The following is a 26,036-nucleotide window of genomic DNA, read 5'->3' as shown; positions in this document are numbered from 1 at the left end:
CATTATGACTTACAACGAGATATCCAACCGTGAAATCTTGCCCTGTTCATTCAAGCGAAAGGTATAGCGCAGCTCCAGCGGGCTACCGGGGAAGTTCCCGGAAACCACATTGTTGACCAATACCTTGCCGGTACGATGCTGCACGTTAAGTACTTCGACCCTGGGCTGATAACGCTGCGCGGTGTCTTCCATCCAACGTGCGATGGCAGCGGTGCCGACCTGGTGCGTGCCTTCATCGAACACGTTGGCGTCGTCGGCAAAACAGTGGGCGACGGCCGAGGTGTCGCGGGCATTGGTTGCCGCAATATAGGCCGCGATGGCCGGGGCCAGTTCTGCGAGGGACATGTCACAGCTCCTTTGTGGTGATTTATGACGCGATGCTAAACCAAGGCTGTGTCAGTTTTTGTCAGGAGTAAACGGCGAGGATTGCTGCTGCTCCATCAACTTGCGCCAGGCCCGCAGCCAGTCACTGCGGCGCCCCGGATAACGCTCGCCGCGGGCCTCGGCGGCCGCCACGCGGTCGGTGCGAAAGGTGCGATACGCACCGCGCAGTTCGCACCAGGCCACAATCACCCGCACCTCATTGAGAAAGCCCAGCGCCAGGGGCCAGATCAGCCGTTGGCTCTGAGTCTGGCTCGCATCGGCGTAATCGACGTGCAATTTGGCCTGATTGCGAATGGCTTCGCGAAACACATTGAGCGGTACGCGGTTTTCCGGGTAGCCGAACCCTGGCGGGCCAGGTAGCAGTGTCGGGTTGCGTAACGCTTCCTGGGCGGCGGGGTCCAGCACGTCGGCAATTTTCGCCAAGGCATTGGCCGCAGCATGGCTCAAGACGTCGTCGCCACGCTGATCCACATAGCGCAGACCGAGTACGATGGCTTCGGTTTCCTCGGCGTTGAGCATCAATGGCGGCAGAAACAGCCCGCTGCGCAGCACATACCCTACCCCGGCCTCGCCAAAAATCGGCGCCCCCAGCGCGGTCAATTCGGCGATGTCGCGATACAGCGTGCGCTCGGACACCTCCAACTGTGCCGCCAGCACGGCGGCGGTCACCGGACGCTTCTTGCCCCGCAGGGCCTGGAGCAAAGTCAGTAGACGAGTGGTACGCGACACATTGAGCCCACCGAAAAAGGAAAGTGGGCAGCTTATCAGAGCACCCTGTCAGAAAATGTCAGCAGCCGCTCGGCCGCCAATTATCCGCGGCGAAAAAAAACGGCCTGCCGGCCGTTTTTTTAATTACGGGGTTTACGCAAGGCTCTTGCTGACCACCTCGAACACGTCACTCGACAGCTCACCGCAGGCACGAATACGCTCCAGCTCCGCCTTCATCAGCGCCTGCCGCGCGCTGTCGTATTTGCGCCAGCGGGTCAACGGCGCCAACTGACGCGAGGCGATCTGCGGGTTGAAGCCGTTCAACTGAATCACCAGGTCCGCCAGGAAGCGATAGCCCGAACCGTCCGCAGCGTGGAAGTTGATCAGGTTCTGCCCGGCAAACGCGCCCACCAGCGCGCGCACTTTGTTCGGGTTCTTGATAGTGAACGCCGGATGCTCCATCAACGCCTTGACCCGAGCCAGCCCGCCCGGCAACACGCTGCCGGCCTGCACGCTGAACCACTGGTCCATGACCAGCGGGTTGTCCTTGAAGTTTTCGGCAAACGTCGCCAGGGCCTTGGCTTTTTCCGCCTCGAACGGCGAATTCACCAACACGGCCAATGCGGTCAGGCGTTCGGTCATGTTGTCGCTGGTGTCGAACTGGTCCAACGTTGCCGCCAGCACTTGCGGCTTGCCGCTGAGCATCAGGTACGACAGCGCAATGTTCTGCAAGGCACGCCGGGCAAAGTGCTCGGCAGCCGCCACATACGGGGTTTGCTTGGACAGTTCGCGATTGGCCTGGTAGCGCAGCCACAAACCGTCGAACAACTGGTCGGCCAGTTGCTTGCGGGCGAATTCACGGGCGGCGTGAATGGCGTCGACATCGGCCACTTCGCTGATTTCCGTCAGGTAGGCCTCACCCGGCAACGAGAGCATTTCGGCGACCATCGCCTGGTCCAGGCTTTCATCGCTCAATACTGTGCGCAATGCGTCGATCAGGCGTTGATCCAGCTTCAGCGGCTGACCCGCTTGATACTGGCCAATCAGCTCCTGCAACACCTGCACCGACAATTGCTGGCCGGCATCCCAGCGATTGAAGCCGTCGCTGTCGTGCTGCATCAGAAACATCAGCTGATCACGGGTGTATGGGAAGCTCAGCTTCACCGGCGCCGAGAAACCGCGCAGCAGCGAAGGCAGTGGTTGTTCGACGATATCGACGAAGGTGAAGGTCTGCTCGGCCTCGGTCACCGAAATCACGCGGGACGTGCCGGCAGCGCTTGCCTCACCGGCCAGGCGCAACGCTATAGCGGCGCCCTTGGCGTCCAGCAGGCCCAATGCCACCGGAATTACGAACGGCAGCTTCTCCACCTTGTCCGGCGTTTCCGGGCAGCTTTGGCGGAACGTCAGGCTGTAGGTTTTGGCCGCCGCATCGTAGGACTCGCTCACCGCCAAGCGTGGCGTACCGGCCTGGCTGTACCAACGCTTGAACTGGCTGAGGTCGGCGCCGTTGGCGTCTTCCATGGCCTTGATGAAGTCGTCGCAGGTCACGGCCTGACCGTCATGGCGCTCGAAATAAAGGTCGCTGCCTTTGCGGAAGCCTTCGGCGCCGAGCAACGTGTGGATCATACCGACCACTTCCGAGCCCTTTTCGTACACGGTCAGGGTGTAGAAGTTGGAAATCTCGATAAAGCTATCCGGGCGCACGGCGTGGGCCATGGGGCCGGCGTCTTCGGCGAACTGGTGAGTGCGCAGGTATGCCACATCCTGGATGCGCTTGACCGTGGCCGAGTTCATGTCCGCAGAGAAGCACGAGTCGCGGAACACGGTGAAACCTTCCTTGAGCGACAGTTGGAACCAGTCGCGACAGGTCACGCGGTTGCCCGACCAGTTGTGGAAGTACTCATGGGCGACGATCGCCTCGACCCGCTGGTGGGCGGCGTCGGTAGCGGTTTCGGCGCGGGCCAGCACGGCACTGGAGTTGAAGATATTGAGGCCCTTGTTCTCCATGGCGCCCATGTTGAAGTCGTTGACGGCGACGATCATGAAGATGTCGAGGTCGTACTCCCGGCCGTAGGTCTCTTCATCCCAGCGCATGGATTTTTTCAAGCTGATCATGGCGTGCTGGCACTTGTCGATATTTTCCGGCTCGACATAGATACGCAGCGCCACGGTACGGCTGGTCATGGTGGTGAAGCTGTCTTCGACACACCACAAATCACCGGCCACCAGCGCGAACAGGTACGCCGGCTTCTTGAACGGGTCTTCCCAGGTGGCCCAGTGCCGACCGTCTTCGCCAGGACCACTGGCAATCGGGTTGCCGTTGGACAGCAGCACGGGGTAGCTGTGTTGCTCGGCGATCACGGTGGTGGTGAAGGTACTCATCACGTCCGGACGGTCGAGGTAGTAAGTGATCTTGCGGAACCCTTCGGCCTCGCACTGGGTGCAGAACATGCCGCCGGACTTGTACAAGCCTTCGAGGGCGGTGTTGGTTTCCGGGTGGATCTTGACGCTGGTGTCGAGGGTGAAGGCCTCACTCGTGGGCTGCACGGTCAGGTGGCTGTCGGTCAACTGATAGTCAGCGTCCGTCAACTCCTGGTCAGCCAGGTTCACGCTCAACAGCTCGAGCTGCTGGCCGTCCAGCACCAACGGTGGCAAGCCGGCGCCACGCTCGGGGTTGCGGCGCATCACCAACTGCGCGTGGACCAGGCTGTGGTCCTCGAACAACTCGAAGGTCAGGTGCGTCTCGTCGATCAGGTAGTCCGGCGCCTGATAGTCCTTCAGGTAAATCATCTTCGGTTGTTCGGTGCGCATGGGTGGCATCCTTTTACTGATGCACGGCGAGCTGGTAGGCCGTGTACTTACGAATATTGATGACGCCGGTGTCGAAGATCAGGTATTGGCCCTTGATCCCCAGCAGCGTGCCTTCGGCAATCGGGTTCTTGTCCAGGTTGAAACTGACGATCTTGGTCGGATACTGCTCGATCGGGTAACGGATTTCGATCGGTTCAATGTCGGCAATCGTTTGGATGGCTTGCAGGCCAAAGCGTTCATGCAAACTCACCAGGCCGTCGGCGCAAGACGCAAACAGCTCATCGCGCACCTGCTTGAGGTCGACCGATTGCGCATCGCCCTTGAGCAAGGCACGCCAGTTGGTCTTGTCGGCCACCTGGCTGCGGAACAGGTCTTCGACAAAACCGGACTGCTGGCGCGTGGAAACACGCACAATCGGCAGCGCCTGGCTGGCGCCCTGGTCCAGCCAACGCGTGGGCAATTGGGTGGCGCGGGTGATGCCGACCTTGATCCCCGACGAATTGGCCAGGTAAACCACATGGTCGGTCATGCAGAACTGCTCGCCCCACGCAGGATCACGGCAGGTACCCGCGGCGTAATGACAACGCTCGGGGCTCATGATGCACAGGTCGCACTGGGCCAGCTTGGTCATGCATGGGTAGCAATAACCCTGGCTGAAGCTGGTCTTGGTCTTGCGGCCGCAATGGCTGCAATGGATCGCACCGAGGTACTCCAGGCGCACATGGGTGCCGATCAAGGGGTTGACCGGCACCTCGGTATCGCCCAGACGAAACGCGTATTGAACAGTCGGCTCACCGAGTTGCGCCGACATTTTGCTGACTGCACCGCGACCAATTTCAATCAATGGATCGCATCCGACTTAAACAGGATGTTCGGCACCGTGATCGACTTCGATTCACACTCCTGCGTTCCCATGTAGCCGGTGCGCTGGTCTTCCGGCAGGTTCTGGATTTCCCAGGCGATCATCGCTTGCAGCGACAGCTCGCGCTGTTCGGCGGTGAGCTTGCGGCCGTCGGACCATTTGCCGATTTCCACGGCGAGCTTGAGGCTCTGGTAGATGTCCGGGGTGATGTTTTCGATCATTTCAGCAAAAGAGGACATTCAGGCTCTTCCTTAACGAATAGTGGATTTGCGACGACTGTATAAACCGCCCAACAAGCCGGTCAGGCAACCGATGGCCAGGCCGCCGACATGGGCGGCGTTGGCGATTTCGCCGAAACCGATCATCGAGACCAGCCCCGACAGGCACAGCACCAGCCACACCAGCATCATCACCAATACCCCACGGGGCAGGCGATAGGCCGGGTTGGGCGAGAGGAGTTGATAGATCCAGCAGTGTCCCAGCAACCCATACAACACGCCGGACAAGCCACCAAACAGGCCCGGGCCGCCATAGGTGTATTGAGCGAAGTTGGAGGCCAGGCTGAACAACAGCGTCAGGCCCAGCAGGTTGATACTGCCCTGGCGCGCTTCAATACGTCGCCCCAGCTCCCAGTACCACATGCCATTCATGGCCAGGTGCAGGATGCCGAAGTGGATCAACATCGGCGTGACCAGCCGCCACCACTGGCCCGAGGCCAAGGTATCGGCCAGCGGCGTGAACTGGATGTACTCACCCATCACCCGGAACGGCAGGAAGGTCAGCCAGCTCATGGCTTGCAGGTTTTCACCGAGCAAGGTCACCGCGCCGACGATCAGGCTCGCCAGCAGCACCAGCGCCGTCACCGGGCTGTGGCGTACTTGCTGGACAAAACTTGGGCGCGTGACCGGCGCCTGCTCGGGAATATCCAGTTGCTGGTCCGGATCGCCGGCCGGAAAACGTTGATACAAGACGCGCACGTCGTCACTGATGGTCGCGGGCACCCACAACACCTGCTCGCCCGCTTCTTCACTGACGCGATGGGGCACCTGCATGCGTTGCAACAGTTTGACGAAACCGCCCAGGTCGACGCTCAGCGGCAAGCGTAATACGGGCACGGCACTCATGTAATTACCTCGGGTCGCTCAACGTCGACCCATACGAATTTATGCGGATCAAGGCGGGTTTCCTGATCCAGTCGATACGCCACCAGCTTGCCGTACAGCACCGCGCTGTAGTCCAGGCAGGCCAGGTTCGGACGGATCGGCGCCGGTTTGCCGCTGCGCCAGTAATGCCCGACGAACAGCACAGGCTCGTCGACGCCGTAGCGCAGCAGGGAATTCTTTTCAGACGACGACAACGGTGTCCGCGCCACCGGCTCCGGCAATGCGTCGGGCTGGAACACGATGTCGCCGTAGGTTTTCGGGTCTTCTTCCCAGAACTTGGTGCGAAAGAACGAACGCGTCAGGCCATCGCCGCCGGTCAGGGTCAAACCGTCCGGCAGACGCATGTCGGTGCCGCGCAGCAGGCGATCAAAGGCATTGCAGGCGAAACTGCCCGGTACGGCGGCGGCCTGCAGGAAATGCTGATCGATACAGCCGTCGGGAAAAGTCGCGCGCAGCGGCTGGATAAACCCGTCATCCCAGCACGCATGCACCACGCGGAAACGTCCGGCGTCGACAAACAGCGGCATGTCATAGAACCAGCCAAGGAAGTCGTGCCAGTCGCCCGGGTGATGCTCGAATTGGGTCAGGGTCTCGTGGATCAACCGCTCGTGCCGTGGCGTGTGTTCGCGCACGAACTGCTTGCCGCTGCCCGGCGGCGCGGGCGTGGCCCAGCCCAGGGCATTGAACTCGTGGTTGCCCATGATGCATAACGCCTGCCCGGCCTCGGCCATGTCATGGACGATATGCAGCGCCTCGCGAATCCGCGGGCCACGGTCGATGATGTCGCCGAGGAACACCGCCATGCGTGATGGATGGCGCCAGGTGCCAGCGTGCTTGTGGTAACCCAACTGGTCGAGCAAGTGCTCAAGGGTGTGGGCGCAACCGTGCACATCGCCAATCAGGTCGTAGCTACGCGCGGGATCGAGCATCAGTCGCCTCCACCCCCCAAGCGGCTGCCCCAGCCCAACTTGGTGCGGCACACTTCATAGTAGTTGTGGTCCAGCGGATGGATCAGCCGCAGCTTCTGCGCCTTTTTACTCACGGTGATGGTGTCACCGGGGGCGCAGGTGAAGTGGTTCTGCCCGTCACAGGAGACTTGCGGGTAAATCTGCATGTCTTTGGAAACCACGATTTTCAGCTCACTGTTGCCGTCGACCACGATAGGCCTGCTGGACAACATATGGGGGTACATCGGCACAATCACAATGGCATCAAGCTTGGGGTGCATGATCGGGCCACCCGCCGACAGCGCATAGGCGGTGGAGCCGGTGGGCGTGGCGACGATCAGGCCATCGGCCTTTTGGCTGCACACGAACTGGCCGTCGATATACAACTCGAATTCGATCATCCGCGTGGATTTGCCGGGGTGCAGCACCACATCGTTGAGGGCATCGCCCTGGCCAATGGCTTCGCCGTGGCGACGCACTTCGGCCTGCAGCAGGAAACGGTTCTCCACCAGATAATGGCCGTCGAGCACCTTGGCCACTTCAACTTCCAGCTCATCGGGACGAATATCGGTCAGGAACCCCAGGCTGCCACGGTTAATCCCCAGCACCGGCACGTTATGCCGTGCCAGCGCCCGTGCGGCGCCGAGCAGGCTGCCGTCGCCGCCGACCACAATCACCATGTCACACACTTCACCGAGCATCTTGCGCGACGAGGTTTGCAGGCCATGGCCCGGGAGGATTTCGGCGATGGTGTCTTCGAGGATCACATGCAGGTGGCGCTCGAGCAGAAACTTTTTCAGCCGGCGGACGGTGTCCAGCACCTGGGTACTGCCCAGGCGACCGATAATGCCGATATTGCGAAATTGCTCCATGGGGCTCCTGCGGGATTGGGGTGTGGCAAAAAAGAACGATTATGGGCGAAAGGCCGCGTCAGGCAAAATCCTTTGTCGCCGTGAAGCCTTGATGACAACGCTTCTCAGCCACCCTCCCCTGTGTAAAAGGCTATGCTCGGACCATGACCGTCTTCCCCGACTTGCACAACCTTCCCCGCCAACTGCGCCATCCCGAGGTGCGCGACTTGGCGTGGGTAATGCTCGCCCCGCCCATGCTCGCGCAAACGCCGTGGCCGCAACGCCATCCGCTGGCCGGCAGCGACTGGGTACAGGCGCCCGACCGTCTCGAGCACTGGCTGCGGCACTTGGACCAGGACAGCAGCCCCCTGCAGCATTGGTTGAATCTGGCACGCACCCGGCGCCTGGGCCTTTATTACGAACGCCTGTGGCAGTTCGCAGTGCAGCATGCGCCGGGCGTGGAACTGTTGGCCGCCAACCTGCCGATCCGCCGCGCCGGGCATACTCTGGGTGAACTGGACATGCTCCTGCGCGACCGCGACGGCGTGCATCACTTGGAACTGGCGATCAAACTCTACCTCGGTCCGCAGGACGGCAACGGCCAGGACACCGCACGGTGGCTGGGGCCGGGTTGTCATGATCGGCTGGATCGCAAGCTGGCGCACCTGGCCCAGCATCAGCTGCCGATTTCGGCACGCCCGGAGAGCCACGAGGCGTTGGCGGCGCTGGGCATCGAGCAGTTCGATGCGCACTTGTGGCTCGGCGGCTATTTGCTCTATCCCTGGCCTGGCCAGGCGGAACCGCCCCACGGCGCTCACCCAGAGCATTTGCGTGGGCGCTGGCTGCATCAGCGTGATTGGCGGGACTTTGTCAGCGCCAGTGCGCCCGGTCGCTGGCAGCCCCTGCCCCGGCATGCGTGGCTGGCGCCAGCGCATTACCTGGCAGAAGCGGTGTGGAGCGAAGAACAGATGCAAGGATGGCTGGCGGACCTGGCGCCAATGGCCCCGGCTCAGTTGCTGGTGCGGCTGGTTCAGAACGGCGAGGACTGGGAGGAAGCTGAGCGGTTGTTTTTGGTGGCGGATCTTTGGCCGAATGTGCCGGGCGCTTCCTGACCGGCAAGGAGCCGCCTCACCGACGCCATGGCTCAGCCCTCGTTGAGGAATATCTGTTGCGGCAACGTGAAGCTGCGCAGCTTGAGCAACGCCAACGGTCCCGCATCCAGTTCGGTGCGCAGGTGCCACGTCAGGTTCAAACCGTCAGGCGCCTTGAGGGCCAGGCGGTAGCGGCTGTCGCCGTCGTCCAACGGCGTAACCTGGGCGTTCTCCAGCAGGCGGATCAGGCCCCAGGTGCCGGGGTAATCGCCGAATAACCGCTCGCCGGCATGCACGCTGGTCCAGCTCAGGCTCACGCCGGGATAGTCGCTGCGACCCGGCCAGTTGAAACGCTGCCAGCTTTCTTTCTGGTTGAAGTACTGGTGTCGGTCGCCGTTGAGGATGAAGGTGGTTTGCACCACGTCGCGCACGGGTTTGCCTTGCAGTTCAAAGCTCAGCCCCATGCCGCCGTCGGCCAGCAGACGCGAGATGAAGGCCAGATCGCTCTCGCCATACTGCATGACCTGTTCGCGCTTGGGGTATTCACGCACCAGGCTGAAAAGGAAGTCCTGGCCGAGTAGGGTTTCGGCGGCGAGGTCATGTTCGGTGCTGGTGAACGCTATGCGATAGGTGAAGGGTTGGCTCAGGTATTCCAGGCCCTCGAAGGCCAATACGTCAAGACGAGCCTCGACGTTGCGCACGCTCAGGGTGTGTCGACTGTGGTCGAAGAAAACGCTCGGTAATACGCTGGAAGTCATCCCTTTACTCCTGAACGCGAGAGGATTCAGAGAGTAAATATTTGTTATCGGTGATTGATGTCGGAAAATTCGACTTTACAAAAGTGACGCTTCCCGATCCGGCTTTAGAGCCTAAAAACTATCGATATGTCGATAATCCAAATAGAGGCGCTGAGCCAGCTCTCGTGCCCTCCCCAACCGAATCGGCCCGCGTTCGATGTCGACCAGTAACCCCGGGCAATCCAGCGCTGGCAACGTGACAATCTCCTTGAGCCGCCCATCGGTCATTACCAGCAACCGCTGCTGCTCGGTGGGGTAGCGTTTTCTGCGCGCCGCCAGCCATTGTGCCGCCTCGCTCAGCGCGGCCAACAGCGGCGTACCGCCACCCGCGCCGAGCTGATCCAGCCAACCCGTCAGGCTCTTCGCGGCTTTCAGGCCCTGCACCTGCCACTTCGGCGACTGTCCGCTCGCCGTCAGCAATGCCATGCGCGCCCGCTGCCGGTAGGCGTCATCCAACAGTTGGGCCAATAGCCCTTTGGCATCGGTCAACGCACGATGCCGTCGGGTGGACGCCGACGCGTCGACAATCACCAACCATAACTCTTGGGCCGAGCGGCTGCGCAGGTGCAAGCGCAGATCCTCACGGCACTGCGGCCGCCCCCCGAGCAAGGTGCCCGGCCAGTTGATCGCGCCGTGCTGTGCGCTGCGCGGCTTGCCGTGCCTGCCTTTATCCAGTCGCCCCGCCTTGGGCCGGGCATCCGCCCCCGCGTCAGGTCGGGGGCGGATGCCTAGGGCTTTTTTGGCCAGGCGGGCACGTCTCGGCGAGCGCCCGTGGGCAAGGCCGGCGCAGGCATATCGCCCCACTGGCCTTGGCCGGGTGAAGTGTCGGACGCTTGGGGCGCCTGGCCCTCAGGGTTGGGTGGGCTTGCCGGTGGGGACTGCGCCTGGCGACGATGGCGCAAGGCGAACTCGGCCACGGCTTCGATATCTTCCTCGGCGATGGCCGTCGCGCCGCGCCAGGCGGCATGCGCTCTGGCGCCACGCAACCAGACAAGGTCGGCGCGCAAACCATCCACGCCCGCGGCAAAGCAGCGCTCGGTGATCTGTGCCAACGCCGCGTCATCCAATGCAATGCTGTCGAGGCAGGCCCGCGCCTGGGTGCAGCGTTCGCGCAATGCCGACTGCGGCTGCGCCCACTGCGCGCAGAACGCTGCGGGGTCGCTGTCGAAGTCCAGGCGTCGGCGGATGATCTGCCCACGCTCGGCCGGTACGGTTTGCCCGCTCAAGGCCACGTTGAAACCGAAGCGATCAAGCAACTGCGGGCGCAATTCCCCCTCCTCCGGGTTCATCGTGCCGATCAGCACAAAGCGCGCCGAATGCCGGTGGGAAATGCCATCGCGTTCGATCAGGTTGGTACCGCTGGCGGCCACGTCCAGCAGCAGGTCCACCAAGTGATCGGGCAGCAAGTTGACCTCGTCGACATACAACACGCCGCCGTCAGCCTTGGCCAGCACGCCGGGTGAAAACTGCGCGCGGCCTTCGCCCAATGCGGCATCCAGATCCAGGGTGCCGACCAGCCGTTCTTCGGTGGCGCCCAACGGCAAGGTGACGAATTGACCGCTGGCCAACAGGTCTGCCAACCCACGCGCCAGGGTGGACTTGGCCATGCCGCGCGGGCCTTCGATCAGCACACCGCCGATCTTCGGGTCGATGGCGGTCAGGCACAGCGCCAGCTTCAGGTCGTCGGCGCCGACCACGGCCGACAGCGGAAAATGGGGTATCTCAGTCATCAGCTGTCTTCTTCTATATCCAGCAACAGGTTTTCCAACGCCTCGCGATACGCCCCCGGCGCCTGCCACATGCCGCGCTGTTGGGCCTCGAGCATGCGCTCGGTCATATCCCGCAGGGCATCGGGATTGTGCTGTTGCACAAAGGCGCGGGTGTCAGGGTCGAGCAGATAGGCGTCGGCGAGCAAGGCGTATTGATGATCGTCGATCAGCGCGGTAGTGGCGTCGAACGCGAAGAGATTGTCCACGGTCGCCGCCATCTCGAATGCGCCTTTATAGCCATGGCGTTTCACGCCTTCGATCCACTTGGGGTTGGCGGCGCGGGAACGGATCACCCGGTTCAGCTCTTCCTTCAAGGTGCGGATTTTCGGCAAGTCCGGCTGGCTATGGTCGCCATGGTAGCTGGCAGCCTTGTCGCCGCTCAGGGTTTCCACGGCGGCGAGCATGCCGCCCTGGAATTGGTAGTAATCGTTGGAGTCGAGCAGGTCGTGCTCGCGATTGTCCTGGTTTTGCAGCACCGCCTGCACCTGGCTCAGGCGCTGGGCGAATTGCCCGCGGGCGGCGGTGCCCTCGTCGGCACCACCATAGGCGTAGCCACCCCAGTTCAGGTAGACCTCGGCCAAGTCCTCGCGGCTCTGCCACAGGCGACCATCGATCGCGCCCTGCACCCCCGCACCGTAGGCGCCGGGCTTGGCGCCGAAAATACGCCAACCGGCCTGTTTCGCCGCTGCGGCTTCGTCCAGCCCAGACTCAAGCAGAGCCTGGCGCTCGCTGCGGACCTTGGCGGCCAGCGGGTTCATGTCGTCGGGCTCGTCCAGCGCCGCCACCGCCTGTACCGCTGCATCGAACAGGCGGATCAGGTTGGCAAAGGCATCCCGGAAGAACCCGGACACGCGCAAGGTCACGTCGACACGCGGACGGTCCAGCAGGCTGATCGGCAGGATTTCGAAGTCGTCCACCCGCTGGCTGCCCGTGGCCCACACCGGGCGCACACCCATCAGGGCCATGGCCTGGGCGATATCGTCGCCGCCGGTGCGCATGGTGGCGGTGCCCCACACCGACAAGCCGAGCTGGCGCAGGTGGTCGCCGTGGTCTTGCAGGTGCCGCTCCAGAATCAGGTTGGCCGATTGAAAACCGATGCGCCAAGCAGTAGTGGTCGGCAGGTTGCGCACGTCGACGCTGAAAAAATTGCGCCCGGTGGGCAGCACATCCAGGCGCCCGCGGCTCGGCGCGCCGCTTGGGCCGGCCGGTACAAAGCGGCCGCCCAGGGCGTCGAGCAAGCCGCGCATTTCCGCCGGGCCGCACGCATCCAGGCGCGGCGCCACGACACTGCGCAGGCTTTCGATGACCGACTTGACGTCCTCCCAGCCGGGCACTTCCAACTGTTCCAGCGGCCCTTCCAGCGCGCGCTCGATCAACCACGCGGCGTACAGTTCCAGGCGCTCGCGGGTATCACCGGCCGTGCGCCACAGCTGGGGATCGATCCTTTGCAAAACCTCTGGACGGCGACCGGTCCAAGGTTCGGCCAGGGCGCAGTCCAGCGGATCGAACGCCAGTTCGAAGGCCTTGGCCAACACCCGCAACAGGCTCGATTGCGCGCCTCGACCGTCGCCACGGGGGATACGCAGCAACGCGAGCAACGTGTCGACGCGCAAGCGGCCCTGGGGCGACTCGCCGAAGATATGCAGGCCGTCGCGGATCTGCGATTCCTTCAAGTCACACAGGTAGGTATCCAGACGCGGCAACCAGATCGCCGCATCGGCATCGCTGTCCAGCTCAAGTTCCTGGTCGATGCGGGTTTCGCGCACCAGCTTGAGGATGTCCTTTTGCAGCTCGCGGGCGCGGCGCGGGTCGAGCAGTTGCGCTTCGTAGTATTCGTCCGCCAACAGCTCCAGGTCGCGCAGCGGCCCGTAGGTTTCGGCACGGGTCAGCGGCGGCATCAAGTGATCGATGATCACCGCCTGGGTGCGGCGTTTGGCCTGGGCGCCCTCGCCCGGGTCGTTGACGATAAACGGGTAGATATTCGGCAGCGGCCCGAGCAGCGCGTCGGGCCAGCAATTTTCCGACAGCCCGACGCCCTTGCCCGGTAGCCATTCCAGGTTGCCGTGCTTGCCGACGTGGATCACGCCGTGGGCGCCGTAGGTGTGGCGTAACCAGAAATAGAACGCCAGGTAGGCGTGGGGCGGCACCAGGTCCGGGTCGTGGTACACCGCACTGGCGTCCACTTGGTAACCGCGGGCCGGCTGGATGCCGATAAACGTCAAGCCCAGGCGCAGGCCGGCGATCATCAGGCGGCCGTCGCGGCACATCGGGTCGTTGTGGGGCGTGCCCCAGCGTTCCAGCACCGCCTGGCGGTTGGCTTCGGGCAGGCGCTTGAACATCGCCTCGTAGTCGTCCAGGCCCAGGCTTTGGTGGCACGGGCGCAGGTCGAGGTTGTCCAGGTCGTTGGTGACGCCACCGAGCAGTTCGTGGATCAACGCGGTGCCGCTTTCCGGCAGGATTTCGGGCAGCGGATAACCCTCGGCCTGCAAGGCCCGCAGGATATTCAGCGCCGCCGCCGGCGTGTCCAGGCCCACACCGTTACCAATGCGACCGTCGCGCGTTGGGTAGTTGGCGAGGATCAGAGCGATGCGCTTGTCGGCATTCGGCACCCGCGCCAGTTCGACCCAACGGCGCGCCAGTTCAGCGACAAAGTCCATGCGCTCCGGCGCTGCGCGATAGCACACCACGTCCGACTGGCTGCGCTCGCTGCGCCAGGCCAGGTCCTTGAAGCTGATCGGCCGGCTGATGATGCGACCATCCAGTTCCGGCAAGGCAATGTGCATCGCCAGGTCACGCGGGCCGAGGCCTTGTTCACTGGCCTGCCAGCCGGGTTGATTGTCTTGGGCACAAATCGCCTGAATCACCGGGATATTGCGGCGAAACGGGCGCAAATGTGGCGCCTCTGGGCTGGATTGGGCAAAGCCGGTGGTGTTGAGAATCACCGATGCCTGCACTTCATCCAGCCAATCCTCGACCGCCGTCAGGCAGCCGGGCTCCTTCAGACTGGCCACCGCCATCGGCAACGGATTCAGGCCCGCCGCCTGCAGGCGCTGGCAGAACACATCGATAAAACCGGTGTTGGCCGCTTGCAGATGGGAGCGGTAGAACAGCACGGCCGCCACCGGGAACTCGGGATTCCAGTCCAACTGCCAGTCGCTGAGGCACGCATTGGCCTTGTGCGGGTGATAAATCGCGCTGCGCGCCAGGGTTTTCGGCTCGGCCCAGGCATAGTCGCGGCCCAGATAGCCGCTGGCCAGGCAGCGATAAAAATCCAGCGCGTTGCCCAGGCCGCCCTGGCGCAGGAACTGCCACAGGCGCTCACGCGCTGCGGCATCCACGGTGCTGAGGCCGCTGAGCTCCGGGTCCGCGCGATCATCCCCCGGCACCAGGATCAGCGTGACCCCGCGCTCGGCCAACGCCACCAGACGCTCGATGCCGTAACGCCAATAGCCGATCCCGCCGTGCAGGGAAATCAGGATGACCTTGGCGTGGCGCAGCACCTCGTCGACGTACAAGTCCACCGAGGCATGGTTCTGCACCTGCATCGGGTTGGCCAGGCGAAAGCTGGGGTAGTCCTCGGGCAATTGCTGGGCCGCTTCAGCGAGCAGCGCCAGGCTGGAGTCGCCACTGCACAGGATCACCAGCTCGGCGGGGGTTTGTCCAAGGTCGGCAATATTGTCGTCCGCGACGAAACCGCCGGGCTGGGTCCTGAGCAAGTGCATGGGTTAAACGCTGAGGGCGGCGCGCAATTGCGCTTCGAGGCCCGCCGCATCCAGCTCCTGGCCGATCAGCACCAGGCGCGTGATGCGCGCTTCGTCGGCGCTCCAGGCGCGGTCGAAGTGCTTGTCGAAGCGCGTGCCCACGCCCTGGATCAGCAGGCGCATCGGCTTGTTCGGGATCGCCGCAAAGCCTTTGACGCGCAAGATGCCGTGCTGCACCACCAGTTGGGTCAGGGCGTCGAGCAGCAGCGCTTCGTCGGACTGGGGCAGGTCGATGGAAATGGAGTCGAACGCATCGTGATCATGATCGTCTTCACCTTCGTGATGATGATCGTGATGGCTGTGGCGAGCGTCGATGTGCGCTTCGGAGCCGGCGCCCAGGCCGATCAACACGTCCAGCGGCACACGACCGCTGCTGGCTTCGATGATCTTCACCGCCGGCGGCAACTCTTCGGCGACTTCCAGGCGCACGCGGGCCAGGTCCTCGGGGTTGATCAGGTCGCACTTGTTGAGGATCACCAGGTCGGCGCTGGCCAGTTGGTCGGCGAACAGCTCATGCAGCGGTGATTCGTGGTCCAGGTTCGGGTCGAGTTTGCGCTGGGCGTCGACCTGGTCCGGGAACGCGGCGAAGGTGCCGGCCGCCACGGCGGGGCTGTCGACCACGGTGATCACCGCGTCGACTGTGCAGGCGCTGCGGATTTCCGGCCACTGGAACGCCTGCACCAAGGGCTTTGGCAGGGCCAGGCCGGAGGTTTCGATGAGGATATGGTCGAGGTCGCCGCGACGGGCGACCAGTTCGCGCATCACCGGGAAGAACTCTTCCTGCACGGTGCAGCACAGGCAGCCGTTGGCCAGCTCATACACGCGCCCGTTGGCTTCTTCCTCGGTGCAACCGATGGAGCACTGCTTGAGGATTTCACCGTCGATGCCCAGTTCGCCGAACTCGTTGACGATCACCGCAATGCGACGGCCCTGGGCGTTATCGAGCATATGGCGCAGCAAGGTGGTTTTGCCCGAGCCGAGAAAGCCGGTAACGATGGTGACGGGGAGTTTGGCCAGTGTTTTCATCGGATGCCCTTGGGGGCGGGCATACGGGACGATAGGCCCTGCGCAGCGCGCAGCAGCAGATTTCGTCACCGGATCACCCCGCCCGGTTGAATTGAAAAATCGGTTGCGAGGCAGGTCTCCTGGCTTGGGGCTTGCGGGTCTTGCGACCGGCGCTGGCTGCGCCTTCCCGCCTTGATGGCAGTGGCGTGGCAGTCAGATAAACCCTTCACAGTTGCGGGGGCAGCCGCGGCTTGAACCGCGTTCCCTTCTTAGCTTCGGCCTGGGCCGAAGAACCTCGAAGGTGCAAGGCTACAGGTGCTCGGTCAATTTGACTACCGTCGCCCTGCATGCTTTCCTACTCACCTTGTTTCGGGTGCCCTTCACAGGGTGAAACGGGAAACCGGTGCGTCATAGCGATATGACCAGTCCGGTGCTGCCCCCGCAACGGTAAGCGAGCGAAGCGTCACAGCCACTGTGCTTTGTGCATGGGAAGGCGATGCTTTCAGGACTCAGTTCAAGAGCCCCCTCGCAAGCCCGGAGACCGGCCCGAAAAAATCATCCAACAAACCCGCGGTGGGCGGGCGCTGTTTGAATCCTGCGTGCCTGGCTCGCGGGGTTTTCATGCGCTCGTGTCACCCTGAAACCCTGAAGGGACGCGCCATGTCGATCATCAGCAGCACCTCGCATACCGCTAGCAGTACCGCCACCCTGAGCCAACGCCTGAGCGCCGCCATCGGCGCGTCGATCCTCGGCGCGTGCCTGGTGTATTTCGCCGGGTTCTCGCATATCGAAGCGGTACACAACGCCGCCCACGATACCCGCCACAGCGCCGCGTTCCCGTGCCATTGAGACCTGCCGACATGATTAAGCGTATTGCACAAACCGCAGGTTTCAGCGGGATGCTGGCCGCCCTGTTGCTGACTCTGCTGCAAAGTTTTTGGGTCGCCCCGCTGATCATGCAGGCGGAAACCTTTGAAAAAGCCCCGGCCGCGACGGAAGTGGTGCATGAGCACGCCGCCGGTACAACCGCGCACACTCATGACGCCGAAGCCTGGGAGCCGGAAGACGGCTGGCAACGCGTGCTGTCCACCACCGGCGGCAACCTGGTGGTGGCGGTCGGTTTCGCGCTGATGCTCGCCGGTCTCTACACCCTGCGCGCGCCGACCCGCACGGCTCAAGGGCTGCTGTGGGGCCTGGCCGGCTACGCGACCTTTGTTCTGGCGCCAACCCTGGGCCTGCCACCGGAATTGCCGGGCACTGCCGCCGCCGACCTGGCGCAACGGCAGATCTGGTGGATCGGTACTGCGGCCTCAACCGCAGCCGGTATCGCGCTGCTGGTATTCGGAGGCAACTGGCTGCTCAAAGCGCTGGGCGCGGCGATCCTCGTGGTACCTCATGTGATTGGCGCACCGCAACCTGAAGTGCATTCGATGCTGGCCCCTGAGGCTCTGGAAGCGCAGTTCAAGATCGCCTCGCAACTGACCAACGTCGCGTTCTGGCTGGCGCTGGGCCTAATCAGCGCCTGGCTGTTTCGCCGCAATCGCGACGATCGATACTCGGCATGAACCTGGTGGTCGGCCTGGGCTGCCAGCGCGGCTGCGCGCTGCAAGCCCTGCTCGACCTGCTGGACGCCGCCCTCGCCGAGGGCGGTATCGAGCGCCACCGCATCACGGCGCTGGCCAGCATTGATCGCAAGCAGGACGAGCCGGGCTTGTTAGCTCTGGCGCAAGTCCTGAACCTGCCACTGCAATGCTTCAGCGCCGCGCAACTGGCGGCGTATGAAGGTCGCCTGAGCCATAGATCTGCCGTCGCCTTTACCCATACCGGTTGTTATGGCATCGCCGAAAGCGCGGCCCTGGCCCTGGCCGAACAGCTCAGCGGCGCCCCTGCCCGCTTACTGATCCCGCGCAAAAAATCCGCCCGAGCCACGTTGGCATTGGCCTGCGCCGACTGAAATCGCGATAATCGCCGCTTCCGATCATGAGCAATCTTCATGCTCGCCCGCTTTTCCACAGGAATTCTCCATGACCGTCTACTTCATCGGCGCCGGCCCCGGCGACCCGGAATTGATCACCGTCAAAGGCCAGCGGCTGATCCGCAGTTGCCCGGTGATCATCTATGCGGGGTCGCTGGTGCCGGCGGCGGTACTGGAAGGCCATCAGGCCGAACAGGTGATCAACAGCGCCGAACTGCACCTGGAACAGATTATCGACGTGATCAAGGCCGCCGATGCCAAGGGCCAGGATGTGGCGCGGGTCCACTCCGGCGATCCAAGCCTGTATGGGGCGATTGGCGAACAGATCCGGCAGTTGCGCGAGTTGGGCATTGCGTTCCAGATCATCCCCGGGGTCACCGCCGTAGCGGCCTGCGCAGCGCTGCTGGAGACCGAACTGACGCTGCCGGACATCGCCCAGAGCGTGATCCTCACCCGGTATGCGGACAAAACCCGCATGCCTGCCGGTGAAGACTTCGACAGCCTGGCCCGTCATGGCACAACCATGGCGATTCACCTGGGGGTCAATCATTTGGAGAAGATCGTTGCCGAACTGCTGCCGCACTACGGCGCGGATTGCCCGATTGCCGTGGTACACCGTGCGACCTGGCCGGATCAGGATTGGGCCGTCGGCACCTTGGCGGACATCGCCGAAAAGGTCGCGGCCAAGGGCTTCAGGCGCACGGCGCTGATTGTGGTGGGTCGGGTGCTGGCCAGTGACAGTTTCAGCGCGTCGTCGCTGTATCGGGCCGGGCATGCGCACGTGTACCGACCTTAATCCAAAACTTCATGAGTTGTTATCAACACACTGTTTTAAATAAATAAATACAAAAATTTGTGGGAGGGGGCTTGCCCCCGATAGCGGTGTATCAGTCGCTTAATAAGGAGACTGACAGGATGCTATCGGGGGCAAGCCCCCTCCCACACTTAATCCTTAGCGTTAGACAAAAGTCGTAACCAACTGAAATTAAATAAAAAAACGGCGCTCACGGGGCGCCGTTTTTTAGTTCGCAGTGAACACCTGACTCAGTAGTAGGCGTTTTCTTTCTGCGTGTGGTCAGTCACATCACGTACACCCGTGAGCTCCGGAATGCGCTCGAGCAAGGTGCGCTCGATGCCTTCACGCAGGGTCACGTCCGCCTGGCCGCAGCCCTGGCAGCCGCCGCCGAACTTCAATACGGCGATACCGTCCTCCACCACGTCGATCAAGCTGACCTGCCCGCCGTGGCTGGCCAGGCCAGGGTTGATCTCGGTCTGCAGGTAGTAATTGATACGCTCGTTGACCGGGCTGTCGGCGTTGACGTTCGGCACCTTGGCGTTCGGCGCCTTGATGGTCAATTGGCCGCCCATGCGGTCGGTCGCGTAGTCGACCACCGCGTCGTCGAGGAACGCTTCGCTGAAGGCATCGATATACGCGGTGAAGCTTTTCAGCCCCAGCGCGGTGTCTTCCGGCTTCTCTTCGCCTGGCTTGCAGTAGGCGATGCACGTCTCGGCGTACTGGGTGCCAGGCTGGGTGATAAAGACGCGGATGCCGATACCCGGGGTGTTCTGCTTGGACAGCAGGTCAGCCAGGTAATCGTGGGCGGCGTCGGTAATGGTTATGGCAGTCATGGAAACTCCTCACAGGCTTGCTGGCAGTTTACGCCAAAATATTACGCAGATACAAAGCCCCAGTAATTTTGTCGGAAAAGCCTCGCCATCGTCGTCAGAGGTTTTCATAGCGATTCATATCCAGCACACCCTCTTCCACCGGCGTGGTTTCGCGGATGTAGGTCGACAGATCGTGGAAGTACTCCCAGAACTGCGGATGACTGCGGCGCACACCCCAACGATCGACGATTTTCTCGAAGTGCTGGGCGTCCCGGGCACTTTCCATCGCCGCGACAAACGCCGGCACCTGCTCGGCCGGGATATTGAACATGAAGTTCGGATAACTGCTCAGCACGCCGGGGTAGACCGTCAACGTGTCCAGGCCCGGTTGATAGCGAGAAGCCTCACCCAGCATGAACGCGACATTACTGTGGGCACGGTTGCGCAGCAGGCTGTAGACCTCACGATGACCGGTGCGGGTTTCGACGCGCAGCATGGTTGCTTCCGGCAATTGGTCGATAACCTTGAGCCCCGCCGCCGGGCGTGATGTCAGGCGACTCAGGGCCTGCTCGGCATCGCGCAGCACCGGTTCGAGGCTCGGCCGCGAGCAATAGGCGCCGACACAGCGATTGATCGGGTCCGGGCTGGCATTGAGGTCGCCATAACGGGCCAGCAACTGGTTGACGAAATCGCGTTTCGGGTCCGTTTCATTCAGCTTCAGACCGGTGGGTTTATCGTCGTCGATCGACTCATAGTCCATCCACAACTTGACCTTGCCGCCGTTCTGATACCAATCGTCGAGGAAATCCTCCCGCGAATTGGCCGGCATCAGGCGCAGGAAGTTCTGTTCCGCGCCATTGCGGATCAGGTCGAAGTACAAGCGGGTCTGGGCCTGATGGGAGACGTTGCCGAACACGTCAAAGTTGACCACCAATTGGTAGTAGGTGCGCTCCAGCAACGGATAATCGAACAACCACAGCGTCTGCGGGACTTCACCGATCAGGCCTTTGTTGACCGACGCGCTGTCGAAGTGACGGAAGATACTCAACAACGCATTGTCATTGCCGACCCACAGCGTCGACCAACCGGGCGCAGGCAACTCGCCATAGCGGTACCGACGCAGCGCTTCGTACTCGTTGCGCTTGTCACGGTACTTGAGCCACAGGCTGAGCACGCTGCCCACGTCGTCGTTCTGCCCGGGCATTGCCAACAACGGCGTGGCCCGACCGCGATAGAGCGGATCGGTGATGTACAGGTCGTGTTCGGGGGCCTGGAACAGTGCCCAGAAATTGTCGCGGATCACGTCCGTGGCGATCTGGCCCCGGCACACCGGGCCGCGGATGAAGGTGCGGACAAAGTACTCGGCGTTATCGAGCATGAACTGGTAGCGCGCCTGGGCCGGAATCGCCTCGAACGTCTCGAACGGGTTGGCACGACGGCCAGGGCCGTAGCCCGGCAAGGCGGTGACCTGCCAGTCGCCGCTGTAGAACAAGGCTTTGACCCGTTCCATTTTCGCCGCGCTGAGCGGGTACGTGATGTGGGTCTTATGGACGATCACCCCTTGTATCGGCCACAGCCGGTAGTAGATCCGGGTACCGGGATCGTCGTTGGGGCGACGGGTATTGATCAGGTCGATCGGCTGACCACTGGGGGTGCGCGAACGGACCCACTGGAAGAAATGCCCCGGCTCACCGCCTTCGAAATACAGGTGGGCGATAAACAGGTGTTCAAACAGCCAGCGGGCGACCAGGCTTTCGCGGGCGCCGGGGGCGTTGAACAGGTTTTCCCACTGCAGCACCTGCGCGGCTTCCAGGGCGCTTGGCGCCACGCCCTGTTGGTCAATCGGCGCACCGGAGGCCAGCCAGCGTCGCAGGGTCTGATACTGCTGGTCGCTCAAACCGGTCACGGCCAGCGGCATGCCTTCATTGGGGTGCGCGTCGGCGTAAGCGTCGAACTCCCCTGGCAGCGGGCACATGTTCTCGCGGTTCAGGCCCAGCACGATGTCGTCCGGCAGCTTGCCGTTGGGCTGCAACGGCGTGCGGCGGTGGCCCAGTTCGAGCATGCGCGCCATCAGCGCGGCCTGGCTGCCTTGGGCGTCGAGCACGGAACTGAAGCCTTCGTGCCGCCAGGCGGCCTTGCCGAACGCGTCGTAGAACAGGCGCGTCGGCTTGGTCGCCTGGCTGCGATCACCATCGTAGACCAGCACCTTGGTCGCCCCCCGCGCTGCGCCCTCGCCGCTGCCCAGGTTCAACTGGCAGGCCGAGTCGTAGCAGGCATGGCACGCTACGCATTTCTCAGTGAAGATCGGTTGGATATCACGGGTGTAGGAAATCGCCGGAGCGGAATCTTGGGCCTGTGCGGTGCTGCCAATCAGCAACAGAATGAAGCTGATGATGATGCGATACGGCATGAGCCTGGTCCCAATATATAAAGCCAAAATAGAAAACCCGGCGGATTCTACCGGTCTAACACTGACATCAACATGAACGATATTCATGCAAAACCTGCACATGCTCCAAATCCACACAGGTTTGCTATGATCCACGCCCTCCGTAATGCCTGACCAGAGTAGTCCCATGTCCGATCGTAGCGCTCGTCTGCAAGCCCTTCACCAAGCCCTCAAGGAACGTATCCTGATCCTCGATGGCGGCATGGGCACTATGATCCAAAGCTATAAGCTGGAGGAAGAAGACTATCGTGGTAAACGCTTCGCCGACTGGCCCAGCGACGTCAAGGGCAACAACGACCTGTTGCTGCTCAGCCGCCCGGACGTCATCGCCTCCATCGAGAAGGCGTACCTGGATGCCGGCGCCGACATCCTCGAAACCAACACGTTCAATGCCACCCAAGTGTCCCAGGCCGATTACGGCATGGAGTCGCTCGCCTACGAGCTGAACGTAGAGGGCGCCCGTGTGGCGCGCAAGGTGGCCGACGCCAAGACCCTGGAGACCCCGGACAAACCGCGTTTCGTCGCCGGCGTGCTCGGCCCGACCAGCCGTACCTGCTCGCTGTCGCCGGATGTGAACAACCCCGGCTACCGCAACGTGACCTTCGATGAACTGGTGGAGAACTACACCGAGGCCACCAAGGGCCTGATCGAAGGCGGTGCGGACATGATTCTCATCGAAACCATTTTCGACACCCTCAACGCCAAGGCTGCGATCTTTGCCGTGCAGGGCGTGTTCGAGGAACTGGGCTTCGAACTGCCGATCATGATCTCCGGCACCATCACCGACGCCTCCGGCCGTACCCTGTCGGGCCAGACCACCGAAGCGTTCTGGAACTCGGTCCGCCACGCCAAGCCGATTTCCGTGGGCCTCAACTGCGCCCTGGGCGCCAGCGAGTTGCGTCCATACCTCGAAGAGCTGTCGAACAAAGCCAACACTTATGTGTCCGCGCACCCCAACGCCGGCCTGCCCAACGAATTCGGCGAGTACGACGAATTGCCGGCACAAACCGCCAACGTCATCGAGGAATTCGCCCAGAGCGGTTTCCTGAACATTGTCGGCGGCTGCTGCGGCACCACGCCGGGGCATATCGAAGCCATCGCCAACGCCGTGGCCGGTTACGCGCCGCGCCAGATCCCGGACATTCCCAAGGCCTGCCGCTTGTCGGGCCTGGAGCCGTTCACCATCGATCGCCAGTCGCTGTTCGTCAACGTCGGCGAACGCACCAACATCACCGGCTCCGCGCGTTTCGCCCGGCTGATCCGCGAAGACAACTACACCGAAGCCCTCGAAGTCGCCCTGCAGCAGGTGGAAGCCGGCGCCCAGGTGATCGACATCAACATGGACGAAGGCATGCTCGATTCGAAGAAGGCCATGGTGACCTTCCTCAATCTGATTGCCGGCGAGCCGGACATCTCCCGCGTGCCGATCATGATCGACTCTTCCAAGTGGGAAGTGATCGAAGCCGGCCTCAAGTGCATCCAGGGCAAGGGTATCGTCAACTCCATCAGCATGAAGGAAGGCGTCGAGCAGTTCATCCATCACGCCAAGCTGTGCAAACGCTATGGTGCGGCCGTGGTGGTGATGGCCTTCGACGAAGCCGGCCAGGCCGACACCGAAACGCGCAAGAAAGAGATCTGCAAACGCTCCTACGACATCCTGGTCAATGAAGTCGGTTTCCCGCCGGAAGACATCATCTTCGACCCGAACATCTTCGCGGTCGCCACCGGTATCGAAGAGCACAACAACTACGCGGTCGACTTCATCAACGCCTGCGCCTACATCCGCGACGAGCTGCCGTATGCACTGACGTCGGGTGGCGTGTCCAACGTGTCGTTCTCGTTCCGCGGCAACAACCCGGTGCGCGAGGCGATCCACTCGGTGTTCCTGCTGTATGCGATCCGCAACGGCCTGACCATGGGCATCGTCAACGCCGGCCAGTTGGAGATCTACGACCAGATCCCCGCCGAACTGCGCGACGCGGTGGAAGACGTGGTGCTCAACCGTACCCCGGACGGCACCGACGCCCTGCTCGCCATCGCCGACAAGTACAAGGGCGACGGCAGCGTCAAAGAAGCCGAAACCGAGGAATGGCGCGGCTGGCCAGTCAACAAGCGTCTGGAACACGCGCTGGTCAAGGGCATCACCACGCACATTGTTGAAGACACCGAAGAGTCCCGGCAGTCGTTCGCGCGCCCGATCGAAGTGATCGAAGGCCCGCTGATGTCCGGCATGAACATCGTCGGCGACCTGTTTGGCGCCGGCAAAATGTTCCTGCCCCAGGTGGTCAAGTCCGCACGCGTCATGAAACAGGCCGTGGCCCACCTGATCCCGTTCATCGAGCTGGAGAAAGGCGACAAGCCGGAAGCCAAGGGCAAGATCCTGATGGCCACGGTGAAGGGCGACGTGCATGACATCGGCAAGAACATCGTCGGCGTGGTGCTGGGGTGCAACGGCTATGACATCGTCGATCTGGGCGTGATGGTGCCGGCGGAGAAGATCCTGCAGGTGGCCAAGGAACAGAAGTGCGACATCATCGGGCTGTCCGGCCTGATTACGCCGTCCCTCGACGAGATGGTCCACGTCGCCCGCGAAATGCAGCGCCAGGACTTCCACCTGCCGTTGATGATCGGCGGCGCCACCACCTCCAAGGCGCACACGGCGGTGAAGATCGAGCCCAAGTACAGCAACGATGCGGTGATCTATGTGACCGACGCCTCGCGCGCGGTGGGCGTGGCCACGCAACTGCTGTCCAAGGAGTTGAAGGCCGGTTTCGTCGAGAAGACCCGCCTGGAATACATCGAAGTCCGCGAGCGCACCTCGAACCGCAGCGCGCGCACCGAACGCCTGAGCTACCCGGCGGCGATCGCCAAGAAGCCGCAATTCGACTGGAGCACTTACACGCCGGTCACGCCGACCTTTACCGGCGCCAAGGTGCTGGACAACATCGACCTCAAGGTGCTGGCCGAATACATCGACTGGACCCCGTTCTTTATCTCCTGGGACCTGGCCGGCAAGTTCCCGCGCATCCTCACCGATGAAGTGGTGGGTGAAGCCGCCACCGCGCTGTATGCCGATGCCCAGGAAATGCTCGCCAAGCTGATCGACGAGAAGCTGATCAGCGCTCGCGCGGTGTTTGGCTTCTGGCCAGCCAATCAGGTGAAGGACGACGACCTGGAAGTCTACGGCGAAGACGGCAAGCCCCTGGCAACCTTGCACCACCTGCGCCAGCAGATCATCAAGACCGACGGCAAGCCGAACTTCTCCCTGGCCGACTTTGTCGCGCCTAAAGACAGCGGCATCACCGACTACGTGGGTGGTTTTATCACCACCGCCGGCATCGGCGCCGAGGAAGTGGCCAAGGCTTACCAGGACGCGGGCGACGACTACAACTCGATCATGGTCAAGGCCCTGGCCGACCGCCTGGCCGAAGCCTGCGCCGAATGGCTGCACCAGCAGGTGCGCAAAAACTACTGGGGTTATGCCAAGGACGAGCAACTGAATAACGAGGCGCTGATCAAAGAGCAGTACAGCGGCATCCGCCCTGCCCCCGGCTACCCGGCGTGCCCCGACCACACCGAGAAAGGCACCTTGTTCCAACTGCTGGACCCCGAGGCCCGCGAGATGCAGGCCGGTCGCAGCGGTGTGTTCCTCACCGAACACTACGCGATGTTCCCGGCGGCAGCGGTCAGCGGTTGGTACTTCGCCCACCCGCAGGCGCAATACTTCGCCGTGGGCAAAGTCGACAAAGACCAGGTGGCGAGCTACACCGCGCGTAAAGGCCAGGATCTGGCCGTGACCGAGCGCTGGTTGGCACCGAACCTGGGTTACGACAACTAAGCGCGCGCAGATTGTCT

Annotated in this window: 21 protein-coding genes and 2 riboswitches; of the genes, 6 read left to right on the top strand and 15 right to left on the bottom strand. The window is 62.6% G+C overall.

The genetic code is table 11. The features are described 5' to 3' along the window. Positions 1-9: 9 nt before the first annotated feature. The 8 genes from J2Y83_RS11575 to J2Y83_RS11540 form a co-directional block, all read right to left on the bottom strand. Positions 10-345, bottom strand: a complete 336-nt coding sequence (locus J2Y83_RS11575; RefSeq protein ID WP_247395736.1) for a nuclear transport factor 2 family protein — start codon at positions 343-345, stop codon at positions 10-12. Positions 346-396: 51 nt separating this feature from the next. Then, a complete protein-coding gene (locus tag J2Y83_RS11570; protein WP_247395734.1) occupies positions 397-1,113 on the bottom strand; it encodes a helix-turn-helix transcriptional regulator in 717 nt (238 codons plus the stop codon). A 132-nt stretch (positions 1,114-1,245) separates the two neighbouring features. Continuing rightward, positions 1,246-3,903: an aminopeptidase N gene (pepN, locus tag J2Y83_RS11565; RefSeq protein ID WP_253395276.1), complete on the bottom strand. Its 2,658-nt coding sequence runs from the start codon at positions 3,901-3,903 to the stop codon at positions 1,246-1,248. A 13-nt stretch (positions 3,904-3,916) separates the two neighbouring features. After that, positions 3,917-4,747 (bottom strand): DUF2797 domain-containing protein, encoded by an 831-nt coding sequence (locus J2Y83_RS11560; RefSeq protein WP_253395274.1) that lies wholly within the window; start codon positions 4,745-4,747, stop codon positions 3,917-3,919. After that, positions 4,744-5,004, bottom strand: coding sequence for a YeaC family protein (locus J2Y83_RS11555; RefSeq protein ID WP_253395272.1), 261 nt, complete (start codon positions 5,002-5,004; stop codon positions 4,744-4,746). Before J2Y83_RS11555 ends, J2Y83_RS11560 begins: the two co-directional genes overlap by 4 nt. 12 nt (positions 5,005-5,016) lie before the next feature. Then, entirely contained in the window at positions 5,017-5,889 is an 873-nt protein-coding gene (locus J2Y83_RS11550; protein WP_253395271.1) for a rhomboid family intramembrane serine protease, read from the bottom strand. Continuing rightward, complete coding sequence (locus J2Y83_RS11545; protein ID WP_253395270.1) at positions 5,886-6,857, bottom strand: metallophosphoesterase; 972 nt, start codon at positions 6,855-6,857, stop codon at positions 5,886-5,888. Before J2Y83_RS11545 ends, J2Y83_RS11550 begins: the two co-directional genes overlap by 4 nt. Then, the gene (locus tag J2Y83_RS11540; RefSeq protein WP_003217892.1) at positions 6,857-7,747 is read right to left on the bottom strand and encodes an NAD(+) kinase; all 891 of its coding nucleotides are present in this window, start codon (positions 7,745-7,747) and stop codon (positions 6,857-6,859) included. The genes J2Y83_RS11545 and J2Y83_RS11540 overlap by 1 nt, the downstream gene beginning before the upstream one ends. A 143-nt stretch (positions 7,748-7,890) precedes the next feature. On the opposite strand from J2Y83_RS11540, the gene J2Y83_RS11535 reads away from it, so the two are divergent. After that, complete coding sequence (locus J2Y83_RS11535) at positions 7,891-8,838, top strand: DUF1853 family protein (protein ID WP_253395269.1); 948 nt, start codon at positions 7,891-7,893, stop codon at positions 8,836-8,838. 32 nt (positions 8,839-8,870) lie between these two features. Here the strand turns inward: J2Y83_RS11535 and J2Y83_RS11530 are convergent, their stop codons facing one another. From J2Y83_RS11530 to cobW, 5 genes are all read right to left on the bottom strand, one after another. Then, positions 8,871-9,575, bottom strand: a complete 705-nt coding sequence (locus J2Y83_RS11530; RefSeq protein WP_253395268.1) for a type VI secretion IcmF C-terminal domain-containing protein — start codon at positions 9,573-9,575, stop codon at positions 8,871-8,873. Between the two features lie 111 nt (positions 9,576-9,686). After that, entirely contained in the window at positions 9,687-10,289 is a 603-nt protein-coding gene (locus tag J2Y83_RS11525) for a vWA domain-containing protein (RefSeq protein ID WP_253400380.1), read from the bottom strand. Between the two features lie 53 nt (positions 10,290-10,342). Then, on the bottom strand, positions 10,343-11,344 hold the full coding sequence (locus J2Y83_RS11520; protein WP_253395267.1) for an ATP-binding protein: 1,002 nt from the start codon (positions 11,342-11,344) through the stop codon (positions 10,343-10,345). Continuing rightward, positions 11,344-15,105, bottom strand: a complete 3,762-nt coding sequence (gene cobN, locus J2Y83_RS11515; protein WP_253395265.1) for a cobaltochelatase subunit CobN — start codon at positions 15,103-15,105, stop codon at positions 11,344-11,346. Before cobN ends, J2Y83_RS11520 begins: the two co-directional genes overlap by 1 nt. Positions 15,106-15,108: 3 nt before the next feature. Then, positions 15,109-16,170 (bottom strand): cobalamin biosynthesis protein CobW, encoded by a 1,062-nt coding sequence (cobW, locus tag J2Y83_RS11510; protein ID WP_301294970.1) that lies wholly within the window; start codon positions 16,168-16,170, stop codon positions 15,109-15,111. A gap of 92 nt (positions 16,171-16,262) precedes the next feature. Beyond that, a riboswitch (cobalamin riboswitch) is annotated at positions 16,263-16,462 on the bottom strand. 41 nt (positions 16,463-16,503) lie between these two features. Continuing rightward, positions 16,504-16,713: riboswitch (cobalamin riboswitch) on the top strand. Between the two features lie 96 nt (positions 16,714-16,809). Between cobW and J2Y83_RS11505 the strand changes: the two genes are divergently transcribed. The 4 genes from J2Y83_RS11505 to cobM all read left to right on the top strand — a co-directional run bounded on the left by J2Y83_RS11505 (position 16,810) and on the right by cobM (position 18,920). Further along, positions 16,810-16,998: a CbtB domain-containing protein gene (locus J2Y83_RS11505; RefSeq protein WP_138815786.1), complete on the top strand. Its 189-nt coding sequence runs from the start codon at positions 16,810-16,812 to the stop codon at positions 16,996-16,998. Between the two features lie 11 nt (positions 16,999-17,009). Further along, complete coding sequence (locus J2Y83_RS11500) at positions 17,010-17,714, top strand: CbtA family protein (RefSeq protein WP_253395260.1); 705 nt, start codon at positions 17,010-17,012, stop codon at positions 17,712-17,714. Then, complete coding sequence (locus J2Y83_RS11495; RefSeq protein ID WP_253395259.1) at positions 17,711-18,103, top strand: cobalamin biosynthesis protein; 393 nt, start codon at positions 17,711-17,713, stop codon at positions 18,101-18,103. Before J2Y83_RS11500 ends, J2Y83_RS11495 begins: the two co-directional genes overlap by 4 nt. Before the next feature lie 70 nt (positions 18,104-18,173). Then, positions 18,174-18,920: a precorrin-4 C(11)-methyltransferase gene (cobM, locus tag J2Y83_RS11490; RefSeq protein WP_253395258.1), complete on the top strand. Its 747-nt coding sequence runs from the start codon at positions 18,174-18,176 to the stop codon at positions 18,918-18,920. 248 nt (positions 18,921-19,168) lie between these two features. Here cobM and nfuA read toward each other — a convergent pair whose 3' ends face one another. Then, positions 19,169-19,753 carry a Fe-S biogenesis protein NfuA gene (gene nfuA / locus J2Y83_RS11485; protein ID WP_253395257.1) on the bottom strand — a complete coding sequence of 195 codons (585 nt, stop codon included), beginning with the start codon at positions 19,751-19,753 and terminating at the stop codon, positions 19,169-19,171. Between the two features lie 94 nt (positions 19,754-19,847). Continuing rightward, entirely contained in the window at positions 19,848-22,142 is a 2,295-nt protein-coding gene (locus J2Y83_RS11480) for a fatty acid cis/trans isomerase (protein ID WP_253395256.1), read from the bottom strand. Between the two features lie 166 nt (positions 22,143-22,308). On the opposite strand from J2Y83_RS11480, the gene metH reads away from it, so the two are divergent. Then, entirely contained in the window at positions 22,309-26,019 is a 3,711-nt protein-coding gene (gene metH / locus J2Y83_RS11475; RefSeq protein WP_253395255.1) for a methionine synthase, read from the top strand. The last annotated feature ends 17 nt before the right edge of the window (positions 26,020-26,036 follow it).

Source organism: Pseudomonas marginalis (assembly GCF_024169655.1).
Lineage (GTDB): Bacteria > Pseudomonadota > Gammaproteobacteria > Pseudomonadales > Pseudomonadaceae > Aquipseudomonas > Aquipseudomonas paraveronii.
Note: the sequence above shows the minus strand (reverse complement) of the source record. Positions and strands in the feature narration are given on the sequence as shown.

Coding starts and splice junctions, on each gene's coding strand:
- J2Y83_RS11505 (WP_138815786.1), top strand. CDS start 16,810: ATGTCGATCATCAGCAGCACCTCGCATACCGCTAGCAGTACCGCCACC.
- J2Y83_RS11545 (WP_253395270.1), bottom strand. CDS start 6,857: ATGCTCGATCCCGCGCGTAGCTACGACCTGATTGGCGATGTGCACGGT.
- pepN (WP_253395276.1), bottom strand. CDS start 3,903: ATGCGCACCGAACAACCGAAGATGATTTACCTGAAGGACTATCAGGCG.
- metH (WP_253395255.1), top strand. CDS start 22,309: ATGTCCGATCGTAGCGCTCGTCTGCAAGCCCTTCACCAAGCCCTCAAG.
- cobN (WP_253395265.1), bottom strand. CDS start 15,105: ATGCACTTGCTCAGGACCCAGCCCGGCGGTTTCGTCGCGGACGACAAT.
- J2Y83_RS11555 (WP_253395272.1), bottom strand. CDS start 5,004: ATGTCCTCTTTTGCTGAAATGATCGAAAACATCACCCCGGACATCTAC.
- cobM (WP_253395258.1), top strand. CDS start 18,174: ATGACCGTCTACTTCATCGGCGCCGGCCCCGGCGACCCGGAATTGATC.
- nfuA (WP_253395257.1), bottom strand. CDS start 19,753: ATGACTGCCATAACCATTACCGACGCCGCCCACGATTACCTGGCTGAC.
- J2Y83_RS11540 (WP_003217892.1), bottom strand. CDS start 7,747: ATGGAGCAATTTCGCAATATCGGCATTATCGGTCGCCTGGGCAGTACC.
- J2Y83_RS11520 (WP_253395267.1), bottom strand. CDS start 11,344: ATGACTGAGATACCCCATTTTCCGCTGTCGGCCGTGGTCGGCGCCGAC.
- J2Y83_RS11495 (WP_253395259.1), top strand. CDS start 17,711: ATGAACCTGGTGGTCGGCCTGGGCTGCCAGCGCGGCTGCGCGCTGCAA.
- J2Y83_RS11575 (WP_247395736.1), bottom strand. CDS start 345: ATGTCCCTCGCAGAACTGGCCCCGGCCATCGCGGCCTATATTGCGGCA.
- J2Y83_RS11500 (WP_253395260.1), top strand. CDS start 17,010: ATGATTAAGCGTATTGCACAAACCGCAGGTTTCAGCGGGATGCTGGCC.
- J2Y83_RS11550 (WP_253395271.1), bottom strand. CDS start 5,889: ATGAGTGCCGTGCCCGTATTACGCTTGCCGCTGAGCGTCGACCTGGGC.
- J2Y83_RS11480 (WP_253395256.1), bottom strand. CDS start 22,142: ATGCCGTATCGCATCATCATCAGCTTCATTCTGTTGCTGATTGGCAGC.
- J2Y83_RS11530 (WP_253395268.1), bottom strand. CDS start 9,575: ATGACTTCCAGCGTATTACCGAGCGTTTTCTTCGACCACAGTCGACAC.
- J2Y83_RS11535 (WP_253395269.1), top strand. CDS start 7,891: ATGACCGTCTTCCCCGACTTGCACAACCTTCCCCGCCAACTGCGCCAT.
- cobW (WP_301294970.1), bottom strand. CDS start 16,170: ATGAAAACACTGGCCAAACTCCCCGTCACCATCGTTACCGGCTTTCTC.